The organism is Rhodobacteraceae bacterium IMCC1335, assembly GCA_039640495.1.
GTDB lineage: Bacteria > Pseudomonadota > Alphaproteobacteria > Rhodobacterales > Rhodobacteraceae > Thalassovivens.
Genome location: CP046864.1, coordinates 100,663 through 119,779 on the forward strand (window position 1 = coordinate 100,663; position 19,117 = coordinate 119,779).

17 protein-coding genes are annotated in these 19,117 nt (G+C 51.4%); 13 read left to right on the top strand and 4 right to left on the bottom strand.

The genetic code is table 11. The features are described from left to right. Nucleotides 1-231: 231 nt before the first annotated feature. The 10 genes from GN241_00495 to GN241_00540 all read left to right on the top strand — a co-directional run bounded on the left by GN241_00495 (nt 232) and on the right by GN241_00540 (nt 11,216). Nucleotides 232-714 (top strand): 2Fe-2S iron-sulfur cluster binding domain-containing protein, encoded by a 483-nt coding sequence (locus tag GN241_00495; protein ID XAT55968.1) that lies wholly within the window; start codon nt 232-234, stop codon nt 712-714. Between the two features lie 51 nt (nt 715-765). Continuing rightward, nucleotides 766-3,138, top strand: a complete 2,373-nt coding sequence (locus GN241_00500; GenBank protein XAT55969.1) for a molybdopterin-dependent oxidoreductase — start codon at nt 766-768, stop codon at nt 3,136-3,138. Nucleotides 3,139-3,149: 11 nt separating this feature from the next. Beyond that, nucleotides 3,150-3,935, top strand: a complete 786-nt coding sequence (locus tag GN241_00505; protein ID XAT55970.1) for a carbon monoxide dehydrogenase — start codon at nt 3,150-3,152, stop codon at nt 3,933-3,935. 189 nt (nt 3,936-4,124) lie between these two features. Next, nucleotides 4,125-4,952, top strand: a complete 828-nt coding sequence (gene dapD, locus GN241_00510) for a 2,3,4,5-tetrahydropyridine-2,6-dicarboxylate N-succinyltransferase (protein XAT55971.1) — start codon at nt 4,125-4,127, stop codon at nt 4,950-4,952. Nucleotides 4,953-5,195: 243 nt separating this feature from the next. Then, nucleotides 5,196-5,543: a hypothetical protein gene (locus GN241_00515; protein ID XAT55972.1), complete on the top strand. Its 348-nt coding sequence runs from the start codon at nt 5,196-5,198 to the stop codon at nt 5,541-5,543. Next, nucleotides 5,543-6,190, top strand: coding sequence for an HAD hydrolase-like protein (locus GN241_00520; GenBank protein ID XAT55973.1), 648 nt, complete (start codon nt 5,543-5,545; stop codon nt 6,188-6,190). Before GN241_00515 ends, GN241_00520 begins: the two co-directional genes overlap by 1 nt. A gap of 9 nt (nt 6,191-6,199) precedes the next feature. After that, complete coding sequence (gene dapE, locus GN241_00525; GenBank protein XAT55974.1) at nt 6,200-7,345, top strand: succinyl-diaminopimelate desuccinylase; 1,146 nt, start codon at nt 6,200-6,202, stop codon at nt 7,343-7,345. Then, nucleotides 7,342-7,764: a GNAT family N-acetyltransferase gene (locus GN241_00530; protein ID XAT55975.1), complete on the top strand. Its 423-nt coding sequence runs from the start codon at nt 7,342-7,344 to the stop codon at nt 7,762-7,764. Before dapE ends, GN241_00530 begins: the two co-directional genes overlap by 4 nt. 80 nt (nt 7,765-7,844) lie before the next feature. Beyond that, nucleotides 7,845-10,094: a ribonuclease R gene (gene rnr, locus GN241_00535; protein XAT55976.1), complete on the top strand. Its 2,250-nt coding sequence runs from the start codon at nt 7,845-7,847 to the stop codon at nt 10,092-10,094. Nucleotides 10,095-10,100: 6 nt separating this feature from the next. After that, complete coding sequence (locus tag GN241_00540; protein XAT55977.1) at nt 10,101-11,216, top strand: lytic murein transglycosylase; 1,116 nt, start codon at nt 10,101-10,103, stop codon at nt 11,214-11,216. Nucleotides 11,217-11,235: 19 nt separating this feature from the next. Here GN241_00540 and GN241_00545 read toward each other — a convergent pair whose 3' ends face one another. From GN241_00545 to GN241_00560, 4 genes are all read right to left on the bottom strand, one after another. Next, on the bottom strand, nt 11,236-13,590 hold the full coding sequence (locus GN241_00545; protein ID XAT55978.1) for an aldehyde dehydrogenase family protein: 2,355 nt from the start codon (nt 13,588-13,590) through the stop codon (nt 11,236-11,238). Nucleotides 13,591-13,611: 21 nt separating this feature from the next. Continuing rightward, on the bottom strand, nt 13,612-14,601 hold the full coding sequence (gene deoC, locus GN241_00550; GenBank protein XAT55979.1) for a deoxyribose-phosphate aldolase: 990 nt from the start codon (nt 14,599-14,601) through the stop codon (nt 13,612-13,614). Between the two features lie 224 nt (nt 14,602-14,825). Then, complete coding sequence (locus tag GN241_00555; protein ID XAT55980.1) at nt 14,826-15,581, bottom strand: hypothetical protein; 756 nt, start codon at nt 15,579-15,581, stop codon at nt 14,826-14,828. A gap of 102 nt (nt 15,582-15,683) precedes the next feature. Continuing rightward, entirely contained in the window at nt 15,684-16,106 is a 423-nt protein-coding gene (locus GN241_00560; protein XAT55981.1) for a glyoxalase, read from the bottom strand. Nucleotides 16,107-16,257: 151 nt separating this feature from the next. On the opposite strand from GN241_00560, the gene GN241_00565 reads away from it, so the two are divergent. The 3 genes from GN241_00565 to GN241_00575 all read left to right on the top strand — a co-directional run bounded on the left by GN241_00565 (nt 16,258) and on the right by GN241_00575 (nt 19,117). Beyond that, the gene (locus tag GN241_00565) at nt 16,258-17,733 is read left to right on the top strand and encodes an AMP nucleosidase (GenBank protein ID XAT55982.1); all 1,476 of its coding nucleotides are present in this window, start codon (nt 16,258-16,260) and stop codon (nt 17,731-17,733) included. A gap of 125 nt (nt 17,734-17,858) precedes the next feature. Then, the gene (locus GN241_00570; protein XAT55983.1) at nt 17,859-18,146 is read left to right on the top strand and encodes an HU family DNA-binding protein; all 288 of its coding nucleotides are present in this window, start codon (nt 17,859-17,861) and stop codon (nt 18,144-18,146) included. 98 nt (nt 18,147-18,244) lie between these two features. After that, on the top strand, nt 18,245-19,117 hold the full coding sequence (locus GN241_00575; protein XAT55984.1) for an EamA family transporter: 873 nt from the start codon (nt 18,245-18,247) through the stop codon (nt 19,115-19,117).

Genomic DNA, 19,117 nt, shown 5'->3' on the forward strand with positions numbered 1-19,117 from the left:
TCCGACTCTGCGGTTGGGTTCAAATTCATCATTGCGAAGTACGCGTTGGGTTGACTCCTGCGACTGCGCGAGCAGCCCCAAGATTATGTATTTTGGACCTGCGTCAAAATATCTAGGGGGAAATTGAAGTTAAGACGTTAATCTATCACTAAAATCTGCCGAATAAATGCAGATTAAAAATTATAAATTGGCAAAAACCAATAAGAACAGAAGACCAACTGGGAGGAATTTATGAAAATTTCAATGACGGTAAACGGAGAAGCGGTTTCGGGCGAGGTAGAAGGCCGCACGCTTCTTGTGGATTTTCTTCGAAATGATTTGAAGATGACGGGAACGCATATCGGCTGCGACACCAGCCAATGCGGCGCGTGTACGGTGCATGTAAACGGTATGTCGGTGAAATCTTGCAGCATATTGGCTGCGGAAGCAGATGGCGCTTATGTGGCCACGATTGAAGGCCAAGCCAATGAGGATGGTTCGTTAAATGTCATCCAACAGGCGTTTCAAGATCATCATGGGTTGCAATGCGGGTTTTGTACGCCTGGCATGGTGATGGCGGCAACGGAATTGCTTAAACATAATAAAAAGCCAACGGTTGCAGAAATTCGTCATCACTTAGACGGCAATATTTGCCGCTGCACGGGATATCATAACATCGTTAAATCGATCATGGCAGCGTCTGGTCAAGATGTGTCTTCGATCGCAGCGGAATAAGTATAATTAGAAAAGCTGGGTGGTCATACCACCACAGGGGGAGGAATTAACATGCCAAAGGATTCAGGCATTGGTGCAAGCACCAAACGGGTCGAAGATCAGCGGTTTTTAACGGGTAAAGGCCGCTACACATCAGATATTAACCTGGTTAATCAAACGCATGCTGTGTTTTTGCGCAGCGATGTTGCGCATGGCAGGATCAAATCGATCGATACAACCGCAGCCGCAGCTATGCCAGGGGTTCTGGCGATTTTTACGGGTGAAGATTTTGCTGAAGTGGGTGGGAACCCTGCAGGATGGGCGATTACCAGCCGCGACGGCGAACCTATGAAAGAGCCCAAGCGCCCGGTTTTGGCGCATGGCAAGGTGCGCCATGTGGGGGATGCCTATGCTGCGGTGATTGCAGAAACCGTTGAACAGGCCTGCGATGCTGCCGATGCGATTGTGGCAGAGATTGAAGAGCTTCCAGCGGTTGTGGACATGTCGGCAGCGTTGGCGGGTGGTCCCTTTGTGCATGATGAGATCGAAACCAACCAATGTTTTGATTGGGGTTGGATAGAAGATAATCGTGCAGCAACGGATGCGGCGATCAAAAATGCGCCCCATGTCACCACGCTAGAATTGATCAATAACCGCCTTGTGCCAAACGCGATTGAAACCCGCGCGTCAACTGCGGATTATGATCCGGGCACCGGAGAATATACGCTTTACACAACCTCGCAAAATCCGCATTTGACCCGGCTGTTGATCAGCGCCTTTGTGATGGGCATTGCGGAAAATAAATTGCGCGTGGTTTCGCCCGATGTTGGCGGTGGTTTTGGATCAAAAATCTACCATTATGGCGAAGAAGCCCTGGTTCTTGCTGCGTCAAAGAAGCTATGCCGCCCAGTGAAATGGACAGCCACGCGCTCGGAAAGCTTTTTGACTGATGCGCATGGCCGCGATCATGTCACCAAAATTGAGTTGGCCTGCGAAAAAGACGGAACATTTATCGCGTTTCGCACGGATACGATGGCCAATGTTGGGGCTTATCTGTCAAACTTCTCAACCGCCACGCCAACCTTTTTGCACGGCACGTTGATGGCGGGCAATTACACGGTGCCACATGTCTATGTGAACGTAAAAACTGTGTTTACAAATACGGCTCCAGTGGATGCGTATCGGGGCGCAGGCCGTCCTGAAGCTACGTTTTCACTCGAGCGGGTGATCGACAAATGCGCGCATGAATTAGGGCTTGATGCGATGGAGATGCGTCGTAAAAACTTTATCAAACCTGAACAGTTCCCTTATGTCAGCGCCGCTGGATTGGAATATGACACGGGCAATTACGATGCGCTGGTTGATAAGCTGAACGAGCTGGCAGATTTCAAAGGCTTTGAGGCCCGGCGCAGATTATCAGAAGCGGATGGCAAATTGCGCGGCTTAGGGATCAATACGTATATTGAAGCGTGCGGGCTTGCGCCTTCAAACCTGACTGGGGTCTTGGGCAGCCGTGTGGGTTATTATGATGCGGCGACCGTGCGGGTGAATGCAACGGGCAATCTTTCGGTGATGGTTGGCGCCCAAAGCACTGGGCAAGGCCATGAAACAGCCTTTGCGCAAGTGGTTTCGGAAATGCTGGGTATTGATCAATCTTCGATCGATATCGTACATGGAGATACGGCGAAAATACCGTTTGGTATGGGCTCCTATGGGTCGCGCAGTATTGCGGTTTGTGGTCCAGCTGTGGTGCGCGCAACCGAGAAGATCATCAATAAAGCCACCAAAATCGCTGCGCATATGCTGGAAACAGCAGAGGCAGATATTGAATTCAAGGATGGTCAATTCAGTGTTGCGGGAACCGATAAATCGGTTTCCTTCGGCGAAGTGGCCTTTAAAGCCTATGTCCCTCAAAATTATCCGGTTGAAGATCTCGAGCCGGGTTTGGAAGAAACTGCGTTTTATGATCCAGGGAACTTTACGTACCCAGCGGGTGCGTATGCTTGCGAGGTTGAGGTTGATCCTGAAACGGGCAAAGTGACCGTGGAAAACTTTACCGCAGTGGATGATTTTGGCAATGTGGTTAACCCGATGATCGTAACCGGTCAGGTACATGGGGGCATTGGACAAGGGATAGGCCAAGCGCTTTTGGAAAATTGCTCTTATGATGATAATGGCCAGTTGTTAAGCGCGTCTTACATGGATTATGCGATGCCGCGCGCTTCTGATCTGCCATTTTACACGGTGGATCATTCTTGCAACACGCCCTGCACTCATAATCCATTGGGGGTGAAGGGCTGCGGTGAAGCGGGGGCGATTGGATCCCCACCAACGATTGTGAATGCGGTTATCAATGCCTTGCATTCTGCTGGCCATACCCATGTAACGCATATTGATATGCCTGTCTCGCCAGCCCGTGTTTGGGCCGCGATCAACGCGCAATAGGAGGATTAGAAATGTATAATTTTGAATTTGTGAAACCATCCTCAATCTCAGAAGCCGTCAACGCTTTGGCGGATGAAGAGGCAACGCCGCTGAGCGGGGGCCAAACGCTTTTGCCAACGATGAAACAGCGATTGGCCAATCCTGAAAAGCTGGTCAGTCTGACGGGGATTGCCGAAATGCAAGGCGTAACCGAGGCTGATGGCATGGTTCATATCGGGGCTGCAACCACGCATGCCACGGTTGCAACGAAAGCCCAGTCTTATCCCGGATTGGCAAAGCTTGCGGCGCATATCGGTGATCCTGCCGTGCGCAACCGCGGCACGATTGGCGGATCTTTGGCCAATAACGACCCTGCAGCCTGCTATCCGGCGGCGGCTTTGGCGTCAAATGCCACGATTGTCACAGATTCGCGCGAGATTGCGGCGGATGATTACTTTCAGGGTATGTTCAGTACAGCGCTGGGCGAAGGTGAAATCGTGACCGCAGTGCGCTTTCCGGTGCCGCAAGTGTCGAACTATCAAAAGTTTGAGCAACCGGCGTCTCGTTTTGCATTGGTGGGCGTTTTTGTGGCCAAATATGCCGATGGTGTGCGCGTGGCGGTAACGGGTGCGTCTGAAGATGGCGTGTTTCGTTGGAGCGAAGCTGAAGCGGCTTTGGACTCTAATTTTTCAGCTGATGCGCTGGCAAATCTCACTGTCTCTGCGCAAGACATGATTGAAGATTTGCATGGCAGCAAAGCTTATCGCGCAAATTTGGTGAAAGTGCTTACGGGTCGCGCGGTAAAAGCGGCAAATTAAAAGCCTTTATATACTATGAAAAGCCCGGCCATATGGCTGGGCTTTTTTATTTGGAACCGCACATAAATCGACAGGTGTTTGCACTGGTGTTATTCGTTCAATCCGCTATGGGTTGCTCTTTTATCCGCCATCTTGTGCGATAGAGGTAGGAAAGATATAGAGCAGAAAATTTATATAGGAGAAGCGATCATGTCCAACAGTCAGCTTGAACAAGCCATCGAAGCCGCATGGGAGGCGCGCGATACATTATCACCCGCAACAACGGGCGAAATGCGCGAGGCGATTGAAGAGACGCTGAACGCGCTTGATGGGGGCACGCTTCGCGTTGCTGAAAAGCAGGCAAGCGGCGATTGGCATGTGAATCAATGGGCTAAAAAAGCCGTTCTGCTGGGGTTTCGGATTCAAGATATGGCGATTCAAGAGGGCGGCCCCCAAGGCGGTGGCTGGTGGGATAAGGTCGATAGTAAATTCAAAGGCTGGGGTGATGACCAATGGCAAGAAGCCGGGTTTCGCGCGGTTCCAAATTGCATTGTTCGTAAATCCGCTTTTATTGCGCCAGGGGTGGTGTTGATGCCCTCTTTTGTTAATTTGGGGGCCTATGTGGATACTGGCACGATGGTAGATACATGGGCTACTGTGGGCTCTTGCGCGCAAATAGGTAAGAATGTGCATTTATCGGGCGGCGTTGGAATTGGCGGCGTGTTAGAGCCGATGCAAGCCGGCCCAACAATCATTGAAGACAATTGTTTTATCGGCGCGCGCTCAGAAGTGGTGGAAGGTTGCATTGTACGCGAAGGGTCTGTTTTGGGTATGGGGGTTTATATTGGTAAATCCACCAAAATTGTTGATCGTGAAACGGGCGAGGTGAGTTATGGTGAAGTGCCGCCCTATTCGGTTGTGGTGTCAGGGTCGATGCCGTCTAAAAATGGCGTTAGCCTGTATTGTGCGGTTATCGTGAAACGCGTTGATGCTCAAACGCGCAGCAAAACTGCAATTAACGATTTATTGCGCGACTGATATTTTAAGGCATTCGAATCGCGAATAAAAAGCCCGACAAATGCGCGGGCTTTTTGATTTGCTTCGATGTATAACGTGTCTATCTTGCGCTTATTTTGGCGTTTTGAAATCTGTCATTTCGGTTTTGTAAAATGCTTGAACAATATTTATACTCTCTTCATTTTGATAAAAATAAAAAGCCCATGCGCTAGATTTGCATTTTTTTCGTCTAATCTTTAGAAGCGCTTGCAATGAGGCAGAGTGATGAGCGACACGTCTAAAAAATCAAATCGTCAGAAAGTTTATACGTTGTTGGTGCAAGTTGGCCGCAGCCCTGAGGATGATTTGCCAAAAAGCGCAACCGGCGCGGCTTTGCTCTGTTATGCCAGCGGCGTGGATGAGGCGGAAGCCGTGCGCGAAACCGTGGCGATTTTGAAACAGGCGGCGCTTTCTCCTTTAGATGTGACCGGTTATGGAACGCGCGAAGAGCGGATCGCGCAAGGGCATGAAATTGACTCAGAAGAAGATGTCTTGATGCAACGTGCATTAGATGAAAATTCTGTCATCGTTGCGCAGATGAACGCGCTTTATGAAGAGCAGGCGGATGGATAATGACCATAGTATTTCTTGATCTTGATGGAACCTTAACCGATGCCGGGGAAGGCATTTTGAATTCGGTAGATTATGCTTTGCGCAAGCTTAGCCTGCCCGGTTTAAGCGGTGATAATCGTTGGATCGTAGGCCCGCCGCTCTGGCCAAGTTTTGCCCAGCTTGGGGTTCAAAACGAGGATCTGGACCGAGCGGTTGGGTTTTACCGCGAGCGCTATATCGAAATGGGCTGGAAAGAAAATAAACTGTACGATGGTATTTTAGACCAATTGGCAAAGTTGAAAGAGGCGGGCTATACATTATGCCTTGCCACGTCGAAGCCGCATAGTTATGCGCGCAAAATCACCGCTTATTTTGGTATTTCAAATTTCATGAGCTTTGAATTTGGCTCTGAACTTGATGGCAGAAATTCAGATAAACCGGCCCTTTTAGCCCATGGGTTGGCCGTTGTTGGCGCCGAGGGTGAGCGGGCGATTATGGTGGGCGACCGAGTCTATGATATTCAGGGTGCCCAGGCCAATGGGATAAAAGCGCTGGGGGTATCTTATGGTTACGGAGGCCTTGCGGAATTGCAAGAGGCCGGCGCAGATGCAATTATCAGTGATCCGCAAAAATTGGCAGAAACCGTTTCTGGCCTTTTGCCACTGTAAGGAAACCTAATGACTGGTATTGACCCCGTTGCGCTGAGTGCAGATCTGATCCGTTGCCCTTCGGTTACGCCAGCTGAAGCTGGGGCTTTATCTTTGCTTGAAACTTTATTGGCCGGGCATGGGTTTGCCTGTACGCGGATCAAGCGTGGTGGCATCGACAATTTATTTGCCCGCTGGGGCGTTGGTAAAAATGGAAAAAGCTTCGCTTTTAACGGTCATACGGATGTTGTGCCGGTTGGCGATCTTTCGCAATGGCAAAGTGATCCGTTTGGCGGCGATATAAAAGAGGGCGTGCTTTATGGGCGCGGCGCGGTTGATATGAAATCAGGCGTGGCGGCTTTTGCCGCCGCTGCGATTGAGTTTGTAAACGAAACACCCCCTGATGGATCTGTGGTTCTGATGATCACAGGCGATGAAGAGGGCGATGCCCATCATGGAACCACGGCAATTTTGGATTGGATGCGCGAGGCGGGCGAAAGCATAGATCATTGTCTTGTGGGTGAACCTACTAGCCCCAACCATATGGGTGAAATGATGAAAATCGGCCGCCGCGGCTCTTTAACCGCGTTTGTAACGGCAAAAGGTGTACAAGGGCATTCTGCTTATCCGCATCGCGCGAAAAACCCGTTAACCGCGCTTGTGGCGTTGTTGGACCGGTTGGCTACGCACCCGCTCGATCAGGGAACTGCGCATTTTGATGCTTCGACTTTGGCGATTACCACGATTGATACGGGCAACACTGCCACCAATGTTATTCCTGCTACCGCCAAGGCCACGGTGAACATCCGCTTTAATGATATGCATAGCTCGCAGGATCTGATCGCTTGGTTGGAAAAACAAGCCCTGCAGCAAAGCACGAATAGCGAAGTTGAATTTGAAGTCGATGTAAAAGTTTCTGGTGAAAGTTTTCTCACCCCGCCAGGGCTTTTGTCACGGCTTATTGGTGACGCGGCCGAAGCCGAATTGGGATGCCGCCCCGCGCTTTCTACCACGGGTGGTACATCCGATGCGCGTTTTGTGAAAGATATTTGCCCGGTAACGGAATTTGGTTTGGTGGGAAAGGGTATGCATGGTGTGGATGAATGCGTTCCAGTGGAACAAATACACCAGTTGAAAGCGATTTATCGGCGCATTCTGCAGGCCTATTTCGAATGAGCCGGTGGGTGGGGCGCAGCGATGATTTGATCCAATGTTTGGAAATTCGTCGCGCAGTTTTTATTGAAGAACAAGGCGTTTCTGTCGAAGATGAAGTGGATGGACACGATTCTAAAGCGCTGCATTTTCTTGTTAGGGATAATACGGTGCCGGTTGGGACAGCGCGGATTTTGATCTTGGATGAGATTGGAAAAATTGGCCGCGTCTGCGTGCTGGCACCTTATCGCGGTCGTGGTCATGCGAAAGCCTTGATGGGGGCATGCCTCCGTCATTTAAAGGCAGATGAGCGGGTAACTACGGCCAAATTGGGCGCGCAGATCTCTGCTTTGGGGCTGTATGAAAGCCTTGGCTTTCAAGCTTATGGTGCTGATTATATGGATGCTGGTATCTTACATCGCGATATGGTCCTGACCTTATAAATCAGGCTTTTAACCGTGGTTTCAGCGCGGGGTTTAAAAACCGCCATGACGGCGCTTAAAAAGCGTGATAGGCGGGCCGAATGAATGACATTCCTAGCAAACGCCAAATTCTAGATTGGATTGCGGCCAATCCGACGCAAACTGCAAAGCGCGATATTGCCAAAGCATTTGGCATAAAAGGCGCAGCGCGGATTGATTTAAAAAAGCTTTTACGCAGCTTGGAGGCTGAGGGGCATCTGCAAAAGCGCAAGAAAACCTATCGCGATCCGGAGAAGCTGCCCCCTGTCAGCGTGGTGCAGGTTTTGCCGGCCACCAGCATGGGTGATTTGTTTGCCAAAGCGCTGGAATGGCAAGGTGATGGTATAGAACCTGCCATTTTATTGGTTATGAAATCTTCTGACCCTGCCTTGGGCGCGGGCGATCGCATTTTGGCGCGACTCACCGAAATTGCGGGAGAAGGCTACCAATATGAAGGTCGCTTGATCCGCCGAATCGCCGCCAATCCAAGCCAGATTTTGGGGGTTTTCAGGCAATCTGCGGAAGGGGGTCGCATCGTGCCCGTTGAGCGGTCGGGCAGAGAATGGCAGGTTGGGCCCAATGATGCCTTCGGTGCAAAAGATGGTGAATTGGTTGAGGCAGAGCAAGCGGGCCCAAAATCGCGCATGGGATTGCCGCGCGCAAGGGTGATGTCGCGTTTGGGGGATCCCTCTGCGCCAAAAGCGGTTTCCCTGATTGCAATTCACCAACATGATATCCCTGATCATTTCCCTGAAGAGGTGGTACATGAGGCTGAAGCGCAACGCGCGGCGGGGGTAAAGGGCCGCGAAGATTTGCGCGATATGCCCTTGGTCACCATAGATCCGGCGGATGCGCGGGATCATGATGATGCTTGTTATGCGCATGCGGATGACGCGGCTGATAATCCGGGCGGGCATATCATTTGGGTGGCGATCGCGGATGTGGCGCATTACGTGCGGCCCAATTCAAACTTGGATCGTGAAGCCCGCAAACGTGGCAATTCCACTTATTTTCCAGACCGGGTGGTGCCGATGCTGCCTGACCATCTCTCGGGTGATTTGTGCAGTTTGCACGAAGATGTGCCGCGGGCCTGTTTGGCGGTGCGGATGCAAATTAGCGCAGCGGGCGTGAAGCTCGGGCAAAGTTTTCACCGTGGTTTAATGAAATCTGCTGCATCACTCACCTATGAAGAAGTGCAGTCGGCCTATGAGGGTGTGTCGATCAGCAAGCGCGCAACGCCTTTGTTAGAGCCTGTTATTAAGCCATTATATGAGGCTTACGCGGCCTTGGTTCGGGCGCGTGAACTTCGCCAACCTCTTGAGCTGGATTTGCCCGAACGCAAAATCATCTTGGATGAAGACGGGCAAGTGGCCTCGGTAAATTTTCGCGATCGGTTGGATGCGCATCGTTTGATTGAAGAATTTATGGTCTTAGCGAATGTGGCCGCTGCGGAGGCTCTGCAAGCCAAACAGGTGCCGCTATTGTTTCGCGTGCATGAAGAACCTTCGCCCGAAAAGCTTGATGCGCTGCGCGAAACAGCGCAGGCTGCCGGGCTTAGCTTGGCCAAAGGCCAAGTGTTGCAAACGCGGCATTTAAACGCGCTGCTTAGGCAAGCCGAGGGCAAGGATGAAGCTGAATTAATTAATATGTCAACGTTGCGTTCAATGACGCAGGCCTATTATAGCCCACAGAATTTCGGCCATTTTGGGTTGGCTTTGCGCTCTTATGCGCATTTTACCTCGCCCATTCGCCGCTATGCCGATTTAATCGTGCATCGGGCACTTATTCGGGCGCATGGATGGGGCAAGGATGGGTTGAGTGCAGAAGAAGAGGCCCTGTTGGATGAGACTGCGCAGAAAATTTCCGATACAGAACGGCGCTCAATGGTGGCAGAGCGTGATACGACGGATCGGTATCTTGCCGCCTATTTGAATGAGCGCAAAGGCTCAGAATTTACCGCCCGGATCAGCGGTATTGCGAAATTTGGCGTGTTTGCGCGGTTGGATGAAAGCGGCTCTGAGGGGTTGATTCCTATCCGAACTTTAGGCCGCGAGTATTTTCATTACGATAAACAAACCAATAGCTTGCTTGGTTCTGAGACGGGGCTTTTGCTCAGTTTGGGGCAGGTTGTTGAGGTAAGATTAAGCGAAGTTATCACCGAATCTGGCAGCGTTGCGTTTGAATTGTTAAGCGTCGAAGGCAATGCATTACCCAAATCTGGGCGTAAAAATGCGCGCCCGGTAAAGCGCAAATTGGGCAAAGCGCGGAAAAAATCTGATAAGGTAAAGCGGAGCGTTAAACGAAAGCGTTAGGATGTGATGGATCAGGGGTTTCGGGCATGGGCAACGGGGTTTGCAGAGCGCGTTGCGGGGCGGTTTGATGCAGATTTTCTGCATAAAACAGTGCTCAGTTTTCAATTTCTTCCCGAGGTGATTGAAAAAGACCGGTTTCAGCCCGAAACGGAAATGCCAATCTGGGCCTATCTTCAAAAAACATGCTCATCCAAGCGGGTTGCGCAGGGCCAAGAGTTGTTAACAAAATTTCAAACCTCTTTAAATGAAATTGCGCATGTTTATGGCGTGCCGGCGCAGATTTTACTGGCCGTTTGGGGTTGTGAAACCGCTTATGGATCAAATCGCGGGGGCTTTTTGGTTTTGAATGCTTTGGCCAGCCTCGCGTTTGAGGGGCGCCGCGCGGCGTTTTTTGAACAGGAATTGATCGCCGCCCTGGAAATTTTACAAGCCGGAGACGTCTCAGCGCAGTGTTTCTTGGGCAGCTGGGCCGGCGCTATGGGCCATACGCAATTTATGCCGCGCTCTTATCTTCAGCATGCGGTTGATTTTGACGGCGATGGGTTTAGCGATATTTGGTCGGACAGCCCGGTTGACGCTTTGGCTTCAACGGCAGCGTATTTGCAGGCGCAGGGCTGGCGCGCCGGGCAGATCTGGGGCGCAGAGGTTTTTCTGGCACCGGCAGCGGCCTTGGATTTACCTGCCCCTGACACGGCTCTGAACCTGTCAGATTGGGCGATGAGAGGTTTGACACCTTATCAAGATTTACCCGAAAATGGTCTTGCTAAGCTGATCCTGCCCGCCGGTATACGGGGCCCAAAATTTTTGGTTTTGGAAAATTATGCCGCTTTATTGGCTTATAATCCTGCGCAGGCTTATGCGCTGTCAGTCTGCGCGCTGGGTGATGCGATTGCGGGCGGGTCTGGCCTTGTTCAGCCTTGGCCTATTGGCGAGGCCGCGCTGACCCGCAATGAAAAGCGCAGCGTGCAAATCGCCCTTAGCGCGCTTGGCTATGACACGTTTGGCGCAGATGGGCTTATGGGTCCGAACACCGCAGCGGCGCTCTGGAGGTATCAACGCGACCAGGGACATGTTGCCGATGCCTATCTAAGCCGGGCTTTATGGGCCGAGCTTGCCGGTTAGGGTCTTTCTAGAACCCGGGCTATCCTTCGCCGAAGGGGATCCAAACGGTTTTTGATTGGCTGGCTTCTGCCAGAAAACCTTTCCCTTCACCGTCTGTTGAAAACCAATCTCGATCCTGTCCGTAATTTACCCAGCTGCGTTTTAAACCCAGTGCGCTTTGCGTTTCAATTTCCGTAGATAAATCGCTGGAGGAAAAGCTCCATATGGCGTCGATATTCAAATGACTGGCCAGAGGTGTGACCAGCTCTGAATGGGCGCCGGTTAACAGATTAACAACGCCCGCAGGGACATCCGAGGTTTCTAAAACCTGATAAAACTCGGTGGCAATCAAGGGGTAAGGCTCAGAGGCCACCAAAACAACGCGATTGCCCATCGCCAAAGCCGGTCCAAGCAGCGAGACCAGCCCAAGCAGTGGCGTGTCATCCGGGCAAAAAGCGCCGATCACGCCAACCGGTTCGTTCAGAGCCAGCGCCACGCCGCGCAAGGGCACATCGCGCACCGCGCCGTCATATTTATCCGCCCAGGCTGCATAGGTGAACAGGCGCTCTAGGCTGGCCTCAACCTCTGCCGTACCATTTGTTTCACCCGTATAGCGGTTGATTTTTTCGGCAAATTCAGCGGCGCGGGCCGAGAGGTTTTCGGCAATGAAATATAGAATTTGGGCGCGTAAATGCCCGGTTGATCCAGACCATTTTTCCGCCGCCTGTGCCGCTTCAACGGCGTTGCGGATATCTTTGCGATTGGCGCTTGGAACATCGCTGATGAAATCTCCGGCGGCATCAAACACAGCCGTAGAATATCCGCTATCGGGCCGCGTTTGTTTGCCGCCAATATACAGTTTGGCGGTGCGATCAAGGCCGAAAGCCGCAGATTTCGTGCCTGTTTTTGCCAAAATAGGTTTTAAGGATCTGGCGGTGGTCTGGGCTTTGGGTTTGGTATAAGCGGTTAAGCCTTCCCAGCCACCCTCGCGGCCAAAGCCGCTTTCGCGAATGCCGCCAAAGCCGGCCGCGGCATCGAACATATTGGTGCCATTTACCCAAATGACCCCGGCTTTTAAAGCTGGCGCCAAACCAAGGCAAAGATTTACGTTTTCACTCCAGATCGATGCGGCCAGCCCGTAGCGGGTGTTATTGGCAAGCTGCACGGCTTCTTGCGGCGTGCGAAAACTGGTTGAAACAAGCACCGGCCCGAAAATTTCTTCCTGCATCAACGGGTCAGATGGGCTGAGCCCGGTCAGCAGCGTTGGGGGATAAAAGCAGCCCTGTTTGGGCAGATCAATATTGGGCTGAAAGCAGGTGCCGTTTGTGTTTGCATCAACCAAGCTGTTTACCCGTGCAACTTGCGCCGGATCAACCAACGGCCCCATATCGACAGATTTATCCAGTGGATTGCCCAGCCGCAGTTTTGCCATCCGGGCGCGGATTTTATCATGCAAGCGATCCGCCACCGCCTCTTGCACCAAAAGCCGCGATCCTGCGCAGCATACTTGCCCTTGATTGAACCAAATTGCATCAACCAAGCCTTCTACCGCGCTGTCAAGATCGGCATCATCAAACACGATGAAGGGGGATTTTCCCCCCAATTCAAGAGTGAGCTTTTTGCCGCTGCCTGCGGTGGCTTGGCGAATTTTGCGCCCCACATCTGTGGATCCGGTAAAGGCAATTTTATCGATATCAGGGTGGTTCACCAGATGCTCGCCCACGGTGCCATCGCCGGTGATGATGTTTACAACGCCATTTGGCACGCCGGCCTGCCTGCAGATTTCGGCAAATAAAAGCGCTGTGAGTGATGTGTATTCAGCCGGTTTCAAAACCACGCAATTGCCCATCGCCAAGGCCGGCGCAATTTTCCATGCCAGCATCAGAAGTGGAAAATTCCAAGGGATGATCTGGCCGCACACGCCCAGCGCTTGCCGGTTGGGAAGTTCGCTGGCCATCAACTGGGCCATGCCGGCGTGATAATAAAAATGCCGGTGTACAAGCGGGATATCAATATCGCGCGATTCACGAATGGGTTTGCCGTTATCCAGCGTTTCTAATGTGGCAAAAAGCCGGCTGTGCTTTTGAACAAGCCGGGCGATGGCGTATAAAACACGCGCGCGTTGATGCCCGCTTTGCGCGCCCCAATCCGCTTGTGCAGCGCGGGCACTGGCCACGGCGTTATGCACATCTTGCTCGCTGGCTTGGGCGATTTTTGCCAAAGCCTCGCCGGTGGCGGGATTGCGGCTTTGAAAATGATCAGAACCTTCGCAGTTTGCGCCATTTATGAAATGCCCAAATCTGCGATCGTGGTTTTGCAGCCATTGCATTGCCTCCTGCGTGGCTTCAAGGGCGGGGCCGTATTCCATCGTTTCAAATATTTCTTTTACGCTCATAGGGGATGTCCAAATTTAAGCTTAAGCCAACGCATGCCGGTGCCCTGCCGAATAGGCGCCGGTGACATGATGTTCCAATTGCCGTTCAATATCGCCCAAAAGCGACGAGGCTCCAAAACGGAACAGATCCGCCCGCAGCCATTGATCACCCAGTTCTTCTTTGATCATGCTAAGATAGACTAGGGCATCTTTGGCTTTTGAAATGCCACCGGCGGGTTTGTAGCCGACCGCATATCCGGTGCGGTCATGATAGTCGCGAATAGCGCGCACCATCACCAATGAGACGGGCAAGGTAGCGTTGACGCTTTCTTTGCCTGTTGAAGTTTTGATGAAATCGGCGCCGCCCATCATGCAAATCAATGACGCCCGCGCCACGTTGCGCAGGCTGCCAAGCTCGCCCGTAGCTAAAATCGCTTTTACATGGGCCTCGCCGCAGGCCGCGCGAAAGGCTTGCATTTCGTCATATAGCGCCTGCCAGTTTTGGGTTAACACATGCCGGCGCGAAATCACGATATCGATTTCGCGCGCACCGGCCGCGACGCTGGCTTTGATTTCAGCGATGCGCAGCTCTAAGGGTGACAATCCGGCAGGAAAGCCGGTCGAGACCGCCGCCACGGGAATGCCGCTGCCCTTTAAGGCCGTAACAGCGGTTTCCACCATGTCGTGGTAAACGCAGATTGCGCCGGTTTGCAAAGACGTGATATCCAGCGCTTTGAGAAGATCATCCCTGAGCGGTCGGCGCGCCTTATCGCAAAGCCGTTTGACACGCGCCTTCGTGTCATCACCCGATAGGGTGGTCAGATCGATACAGGTGATTGCGCGAAGCAACCAAGCGGCTTGATAGTCTTTTTTGACGGTGCGCCGCGCGCCCAAGCTTGCGGCGCGGCGTTCGATCGCGGACGTATTTGCTTGCGCAGCACCCACCCAATCAAGATCCAGCGCCATCCCTGGATTTCTTGCTGAAGGGGATGCGCTTGATTGTGGAAAGGCTGATATGTTTTGTTCTGACATGGGTGTTTCTCAAATTCTGCAGGGCTGATCCTGTCATGCGCCCAGCTTCTTGGCAAGCATCTGCGCCGCCAAAGAGGGTTTGAACGCCGTTGCGACCCCGCGCTTCTTTGCGCCGAGGGGCAACAAGAGTTTAAAGGTCAGGGCCCGAATTTGACGGTGCGGTGGCCCCGCAGCTTTTGATTTATAAGAAGGTCTGCGCTTGGATCGCAAGAAATCGTGCCGCCCTATGTTGCGTAATTTGCGCCCTCATCCTGAAGAATGCGCTTTAGCTCGTCGAAATGTCGTATTCCCTGTTCGGGATATTCCTCAACTTCTTGCGCTGTTTTTTCGGCAATTTCATCGGGTAAAACGCGTAGATTTTGGCCTGTTTGCAAGGCGCGAATATAGGTTTCTGCGGCCCGTTCAAAATAATATAAACGATTAAACGTGTCCGCCACGCTATTGCCCAAAACCAGAATGCCGTGATTGCCCATGATCAACACTTTTTGTTTCGGATCTTTCAGCAAGCTTGCGCAACGCGTACCCTCTTCTTCAAAGGCCAGCCCGCCATAATGATCATCAATCACATAGCGGTTGAAAAACATCGCAGAGTTTTGATCAATCGGAAGCAGGCGGCTGTCTTGTAAACTGGCCAAGACCGTGGCGTGAACTGAATGCACATGCATGGCGCATTTTGCGTGCGGGCAATGACGATGCACGGCGCCATGAAGCCCCCAAGCGGTTGGATCTGGCGCATTCGGGCCCTCAAGTGTGTTGGGATCATTTGCGTCGATCAGCAGCAGATCGCTGGCTTTGATACGTGAAAAATGCATTTGGTTGGGGTTCATTAAAAATTGGCTGCCCTCTTCATTGATCGCCAAAGAAAAATGATTTGCCACCGCTTCGTGATAATTAAGCTGGACGCACCAGCGAAACGCGGCCGCCAGATCAACCCGTTCTTGCCAAAAGTCCATATTTTTAAGTAGGGGTTCGACTGTCATATCAATCTCCAAATTTTGACCCATCATCCACCCGATATGGGTGAGAATCAAGATTTTGATCGACCGCGCTTGCAGCCTATGCTGGGTGTTGCTTTGCTCTGCTTAGGCCAAAGGGCGAGACGGCACCCACATATAGCCATCGGGGCAAAGAATTGTTGCTTCGCGCAATCCGTGCGGTTTATCGGTTGCGGGCTGTAAAACCATGCAGCCATAGGCCTGCGCCTTTGCGCAGGCTTGATCCGGATCACTGTTATAGAGGCGAATTTCAATGCCAGCGCCGCGCGGCGGATTTTCGGGCAAATGCGGATAGCTTGGATGCGCTGCGAAGCTTTTATCGCTATGCAGCTGAAATATATCGTCTTGATAGCGTATGAGGGCAAAATCAGCGCTTAACTGGCTTGGGTATAATTCAAAAACGGCATCTAAGAATTGGGCTGTTTGTTCAGGGTTTTTCACAATGATGTTCACTCCAAGGCCGGTGAGTGATTTACCAAATTCCTCTGCTGACACCGTGTTGTAATCCATTGAGCTTTCCCCTCTAAAAGGCTTTGACCCTCCTGCCTATGGATGAGCCGGTTTACGTAATACAGCGCGGTCTTTGTGGTAGTGTTTCTAAAGTCTGACATATACTTTAAAATTAATATGGTTTGTTATGGTTTAAAATTAAGGTTTATTTATGATTGAAGGTTCTAAAATATGCACCCCTGATGCGCGTCCTGAAACAGCGTTTTATGATCCGGATAAGGCCGTGGCCTATTTAAATGTTTTGTATCAAGACGCGATAGGATTTTTGCAAAGCCGGTTTGATGATGTGCGGCGTTCGGGCAGCACGGGGCATCGCTATCGAGCGTTTTACCCGCAGATTAGCTTGCAGGTCGATAGTTTCAGAAGCATCGATAGCCGGTTAAGTTTTGGCCATGTAACAAGCCCTGGTAGTCACACAACCACGATCACCCGCCCAGATTTATTTGCCGGGTACCTGCGCCAGCAAATCGAATTATTGGTTGAGAACCATGATTCCCCCATCCTCGTTGGTCCGTCTGAAACGCCGATTCCGTTGCATTTTGCGCTTTCCGATGAGATCTCGGCGAATAATGCTGAGGCCCAATCGCAGCCCTTTTTGCTGAGAGATCTGTTTGATGTTCCGGATTTGGCCACAACAAATGATGATATCGTCAATGGCGATGGCGCGCGCTCGACCCAAGAGCCGATGCCTTTGGCGCCATTCACAGCGCAGCGCGTTGATTATTCTTTGGCGCGCTTGGCGCATTATACCGCAACGGATCCAAGCCATTTTCAAAATTATGTGCTTTTCACAAATTATCAATTTTATGTGGCAGAATTTGAAGCCTATGCGCGCCGCGCTTTGGCTGATGAGAAAAGCGGCTATAGCAGTTTTGTCAGCACGGGGAATGTTGAGATCACGCAGTCTGATGCAGTGATTGAGCCGGTTTCAAAACTGCCACAAATGCCAAGCTATCATTTAAAACGCGCCGACGGCAGCGGCATCACTTTGGTTAATATCGGTGTTGGCCCCTCAAACGCGAAAACAGCAACCGATCACATAGCGGTGCTGCGCCCGCATGCCTGGATTATGGTTGGGCATTGCGCTGGCTTGCGCAATTCGCAAAGCTTGGGCGATTTTGTGTTGGCGCATGCCTATTTGCGTGATGATAAGGTTTTAGACGCAGATCTTCCGGCTTGGGTTCCGATCCCAGCTTTAGCTGAAATTCAGATCGCGCTTGAAACCGCGGTGGCCGATGTCACAAAGCTGCAGGGCTATGAGCTTAAGAAAATTATGCGCACCGGCACCGTGGCCACAGTTGATAATCGAAATTGGGAGCTGCGCGATCAATCTGGCCCGGTTCAGCGTTTAAGTCAATCTCGGGCCGTGGCACTGGATATGGAAAGCGCCACAATCGCGGCGAACGGGTATCGGTTTCGGGTGCCTTACGGAACTTTGCTCTGCGTGTCGGATAAGCCCTTGCACGGCGAGTTGAAGCTGCCGGGAATGGCATCTGACTTTTATAAAACGCAGGTTTCACGGCATTTGGAAATTGGAATAAAGGCGATGGAAAGCTTACAAAACATGCCGCTTGAGCGCTTGCACAGCCGAAAATTGCGCAGTTTTGACGAAACTGCGTTTTTATAGGGGTGTAAATTGAAAAAAAGTATCTTTTTTCGACCAAAACACCCACTATTTGTTGTGTTTATAAACAACATTCAGTTAGAAACGTTCCATGAGGCCCTAACAGTTGGGCAGTGAAGGAGAAAAAAATGTCGAAACCAATGACGAAAACACAACTGATTGCTGCGCTGGCCGAAGATATGGGCTCAGATAAAAAGGCGGCGGCTGCCTCTTTGGACGCGATCTGTAACCTGATCACGCGCGAAGTTTCTGGTGGTGGTGCGGTCACGTTGCCAGGTATTGGCAAAATCATGTGCCGTGAGCGTCCAGAGCGTATGGTGCGTAACCCAGCCACGGGCGAGCAATTCAAAAAAGAAGCGGATAAAGTTGTTAAGATGACAATTGCAAAAGCGCTGAAAGATAGCGTAAACGGTTAAGCCCCGTTGAACTGTTTTAAGAAAGGGTCGCTTTTGAGCGGCCCTTTTTATTGGCCCGTTTGAATGGCGTCTGAGATTGGTTTTATAGCGAGATTAAAATGGATCTAAGATCTTTGATGCTCGGGTTGGTTTTTGCGCTGATGTGGTCTTCGGCTTTTACGTCGGCGCGGATGATCGTTGCAGAGGCTTCGCCTTTGGCCGCCTTGTCGGTTCGGTTTTTAATTTCTGGTTTATTGGGCATTTTGATCGCGCGGTTTTTGGGCCAAACCATGCGCTTAACGCAGGCGCAATGGCGGGCGACAATTATTTTCGGTATTTTTCAAAATGCGATTTATCTTGGGTTAAATTTTGTAGCCATGCAAACCATCGAAGCGTCAGTTGCTTCCATTATTGCATCTTCAATGCCTTTGATGGTGGCGCTGGCTGGCTGGCTGGTGTTTCGGGAAACTCTGCCATTTTTGGGGATCGTTGGGCTGGTGTTTGGCGTTTTGGGCGTCAGTGTCATTATGGGCTTGCGCATCGAGGCAGGGGTAGAGCTGCAAGGTCTGGTTTTGTGCCTTATTGCCGCGATGGCTTTAACTATTGCCACCTTATCCGTACGCGGGGCAGTTGCGGGTGGTAATGTGATGATGATTGTTGGGTTGCAGATGATCGTCGGCGGCGTCAGTTTGGCTGTGATCGCCCTTATTTGGGAGCCATTACAGATCAATCCAACTTGGCGGTTGCTGGGGGCGTTTACCTATACCACGCTTATTCCCGGCCTTGCGGCCACTTTTATCTGGTTTAAATTGGTTGACAGGGTTGGCGCTGTGAAAGCCGCAACTTTTCATTTTTTGAATCCGTTTTTCGGGGTATTGATCGCCGCCGCACTGTTGGGCGAAAAGATAGGGCTTTTGGATTATGTTGGTGTGGTAATCATTGCGCTGGGCATTCTGGCGGTTCAGCTATCAAAGCAACATCACACCAAATAG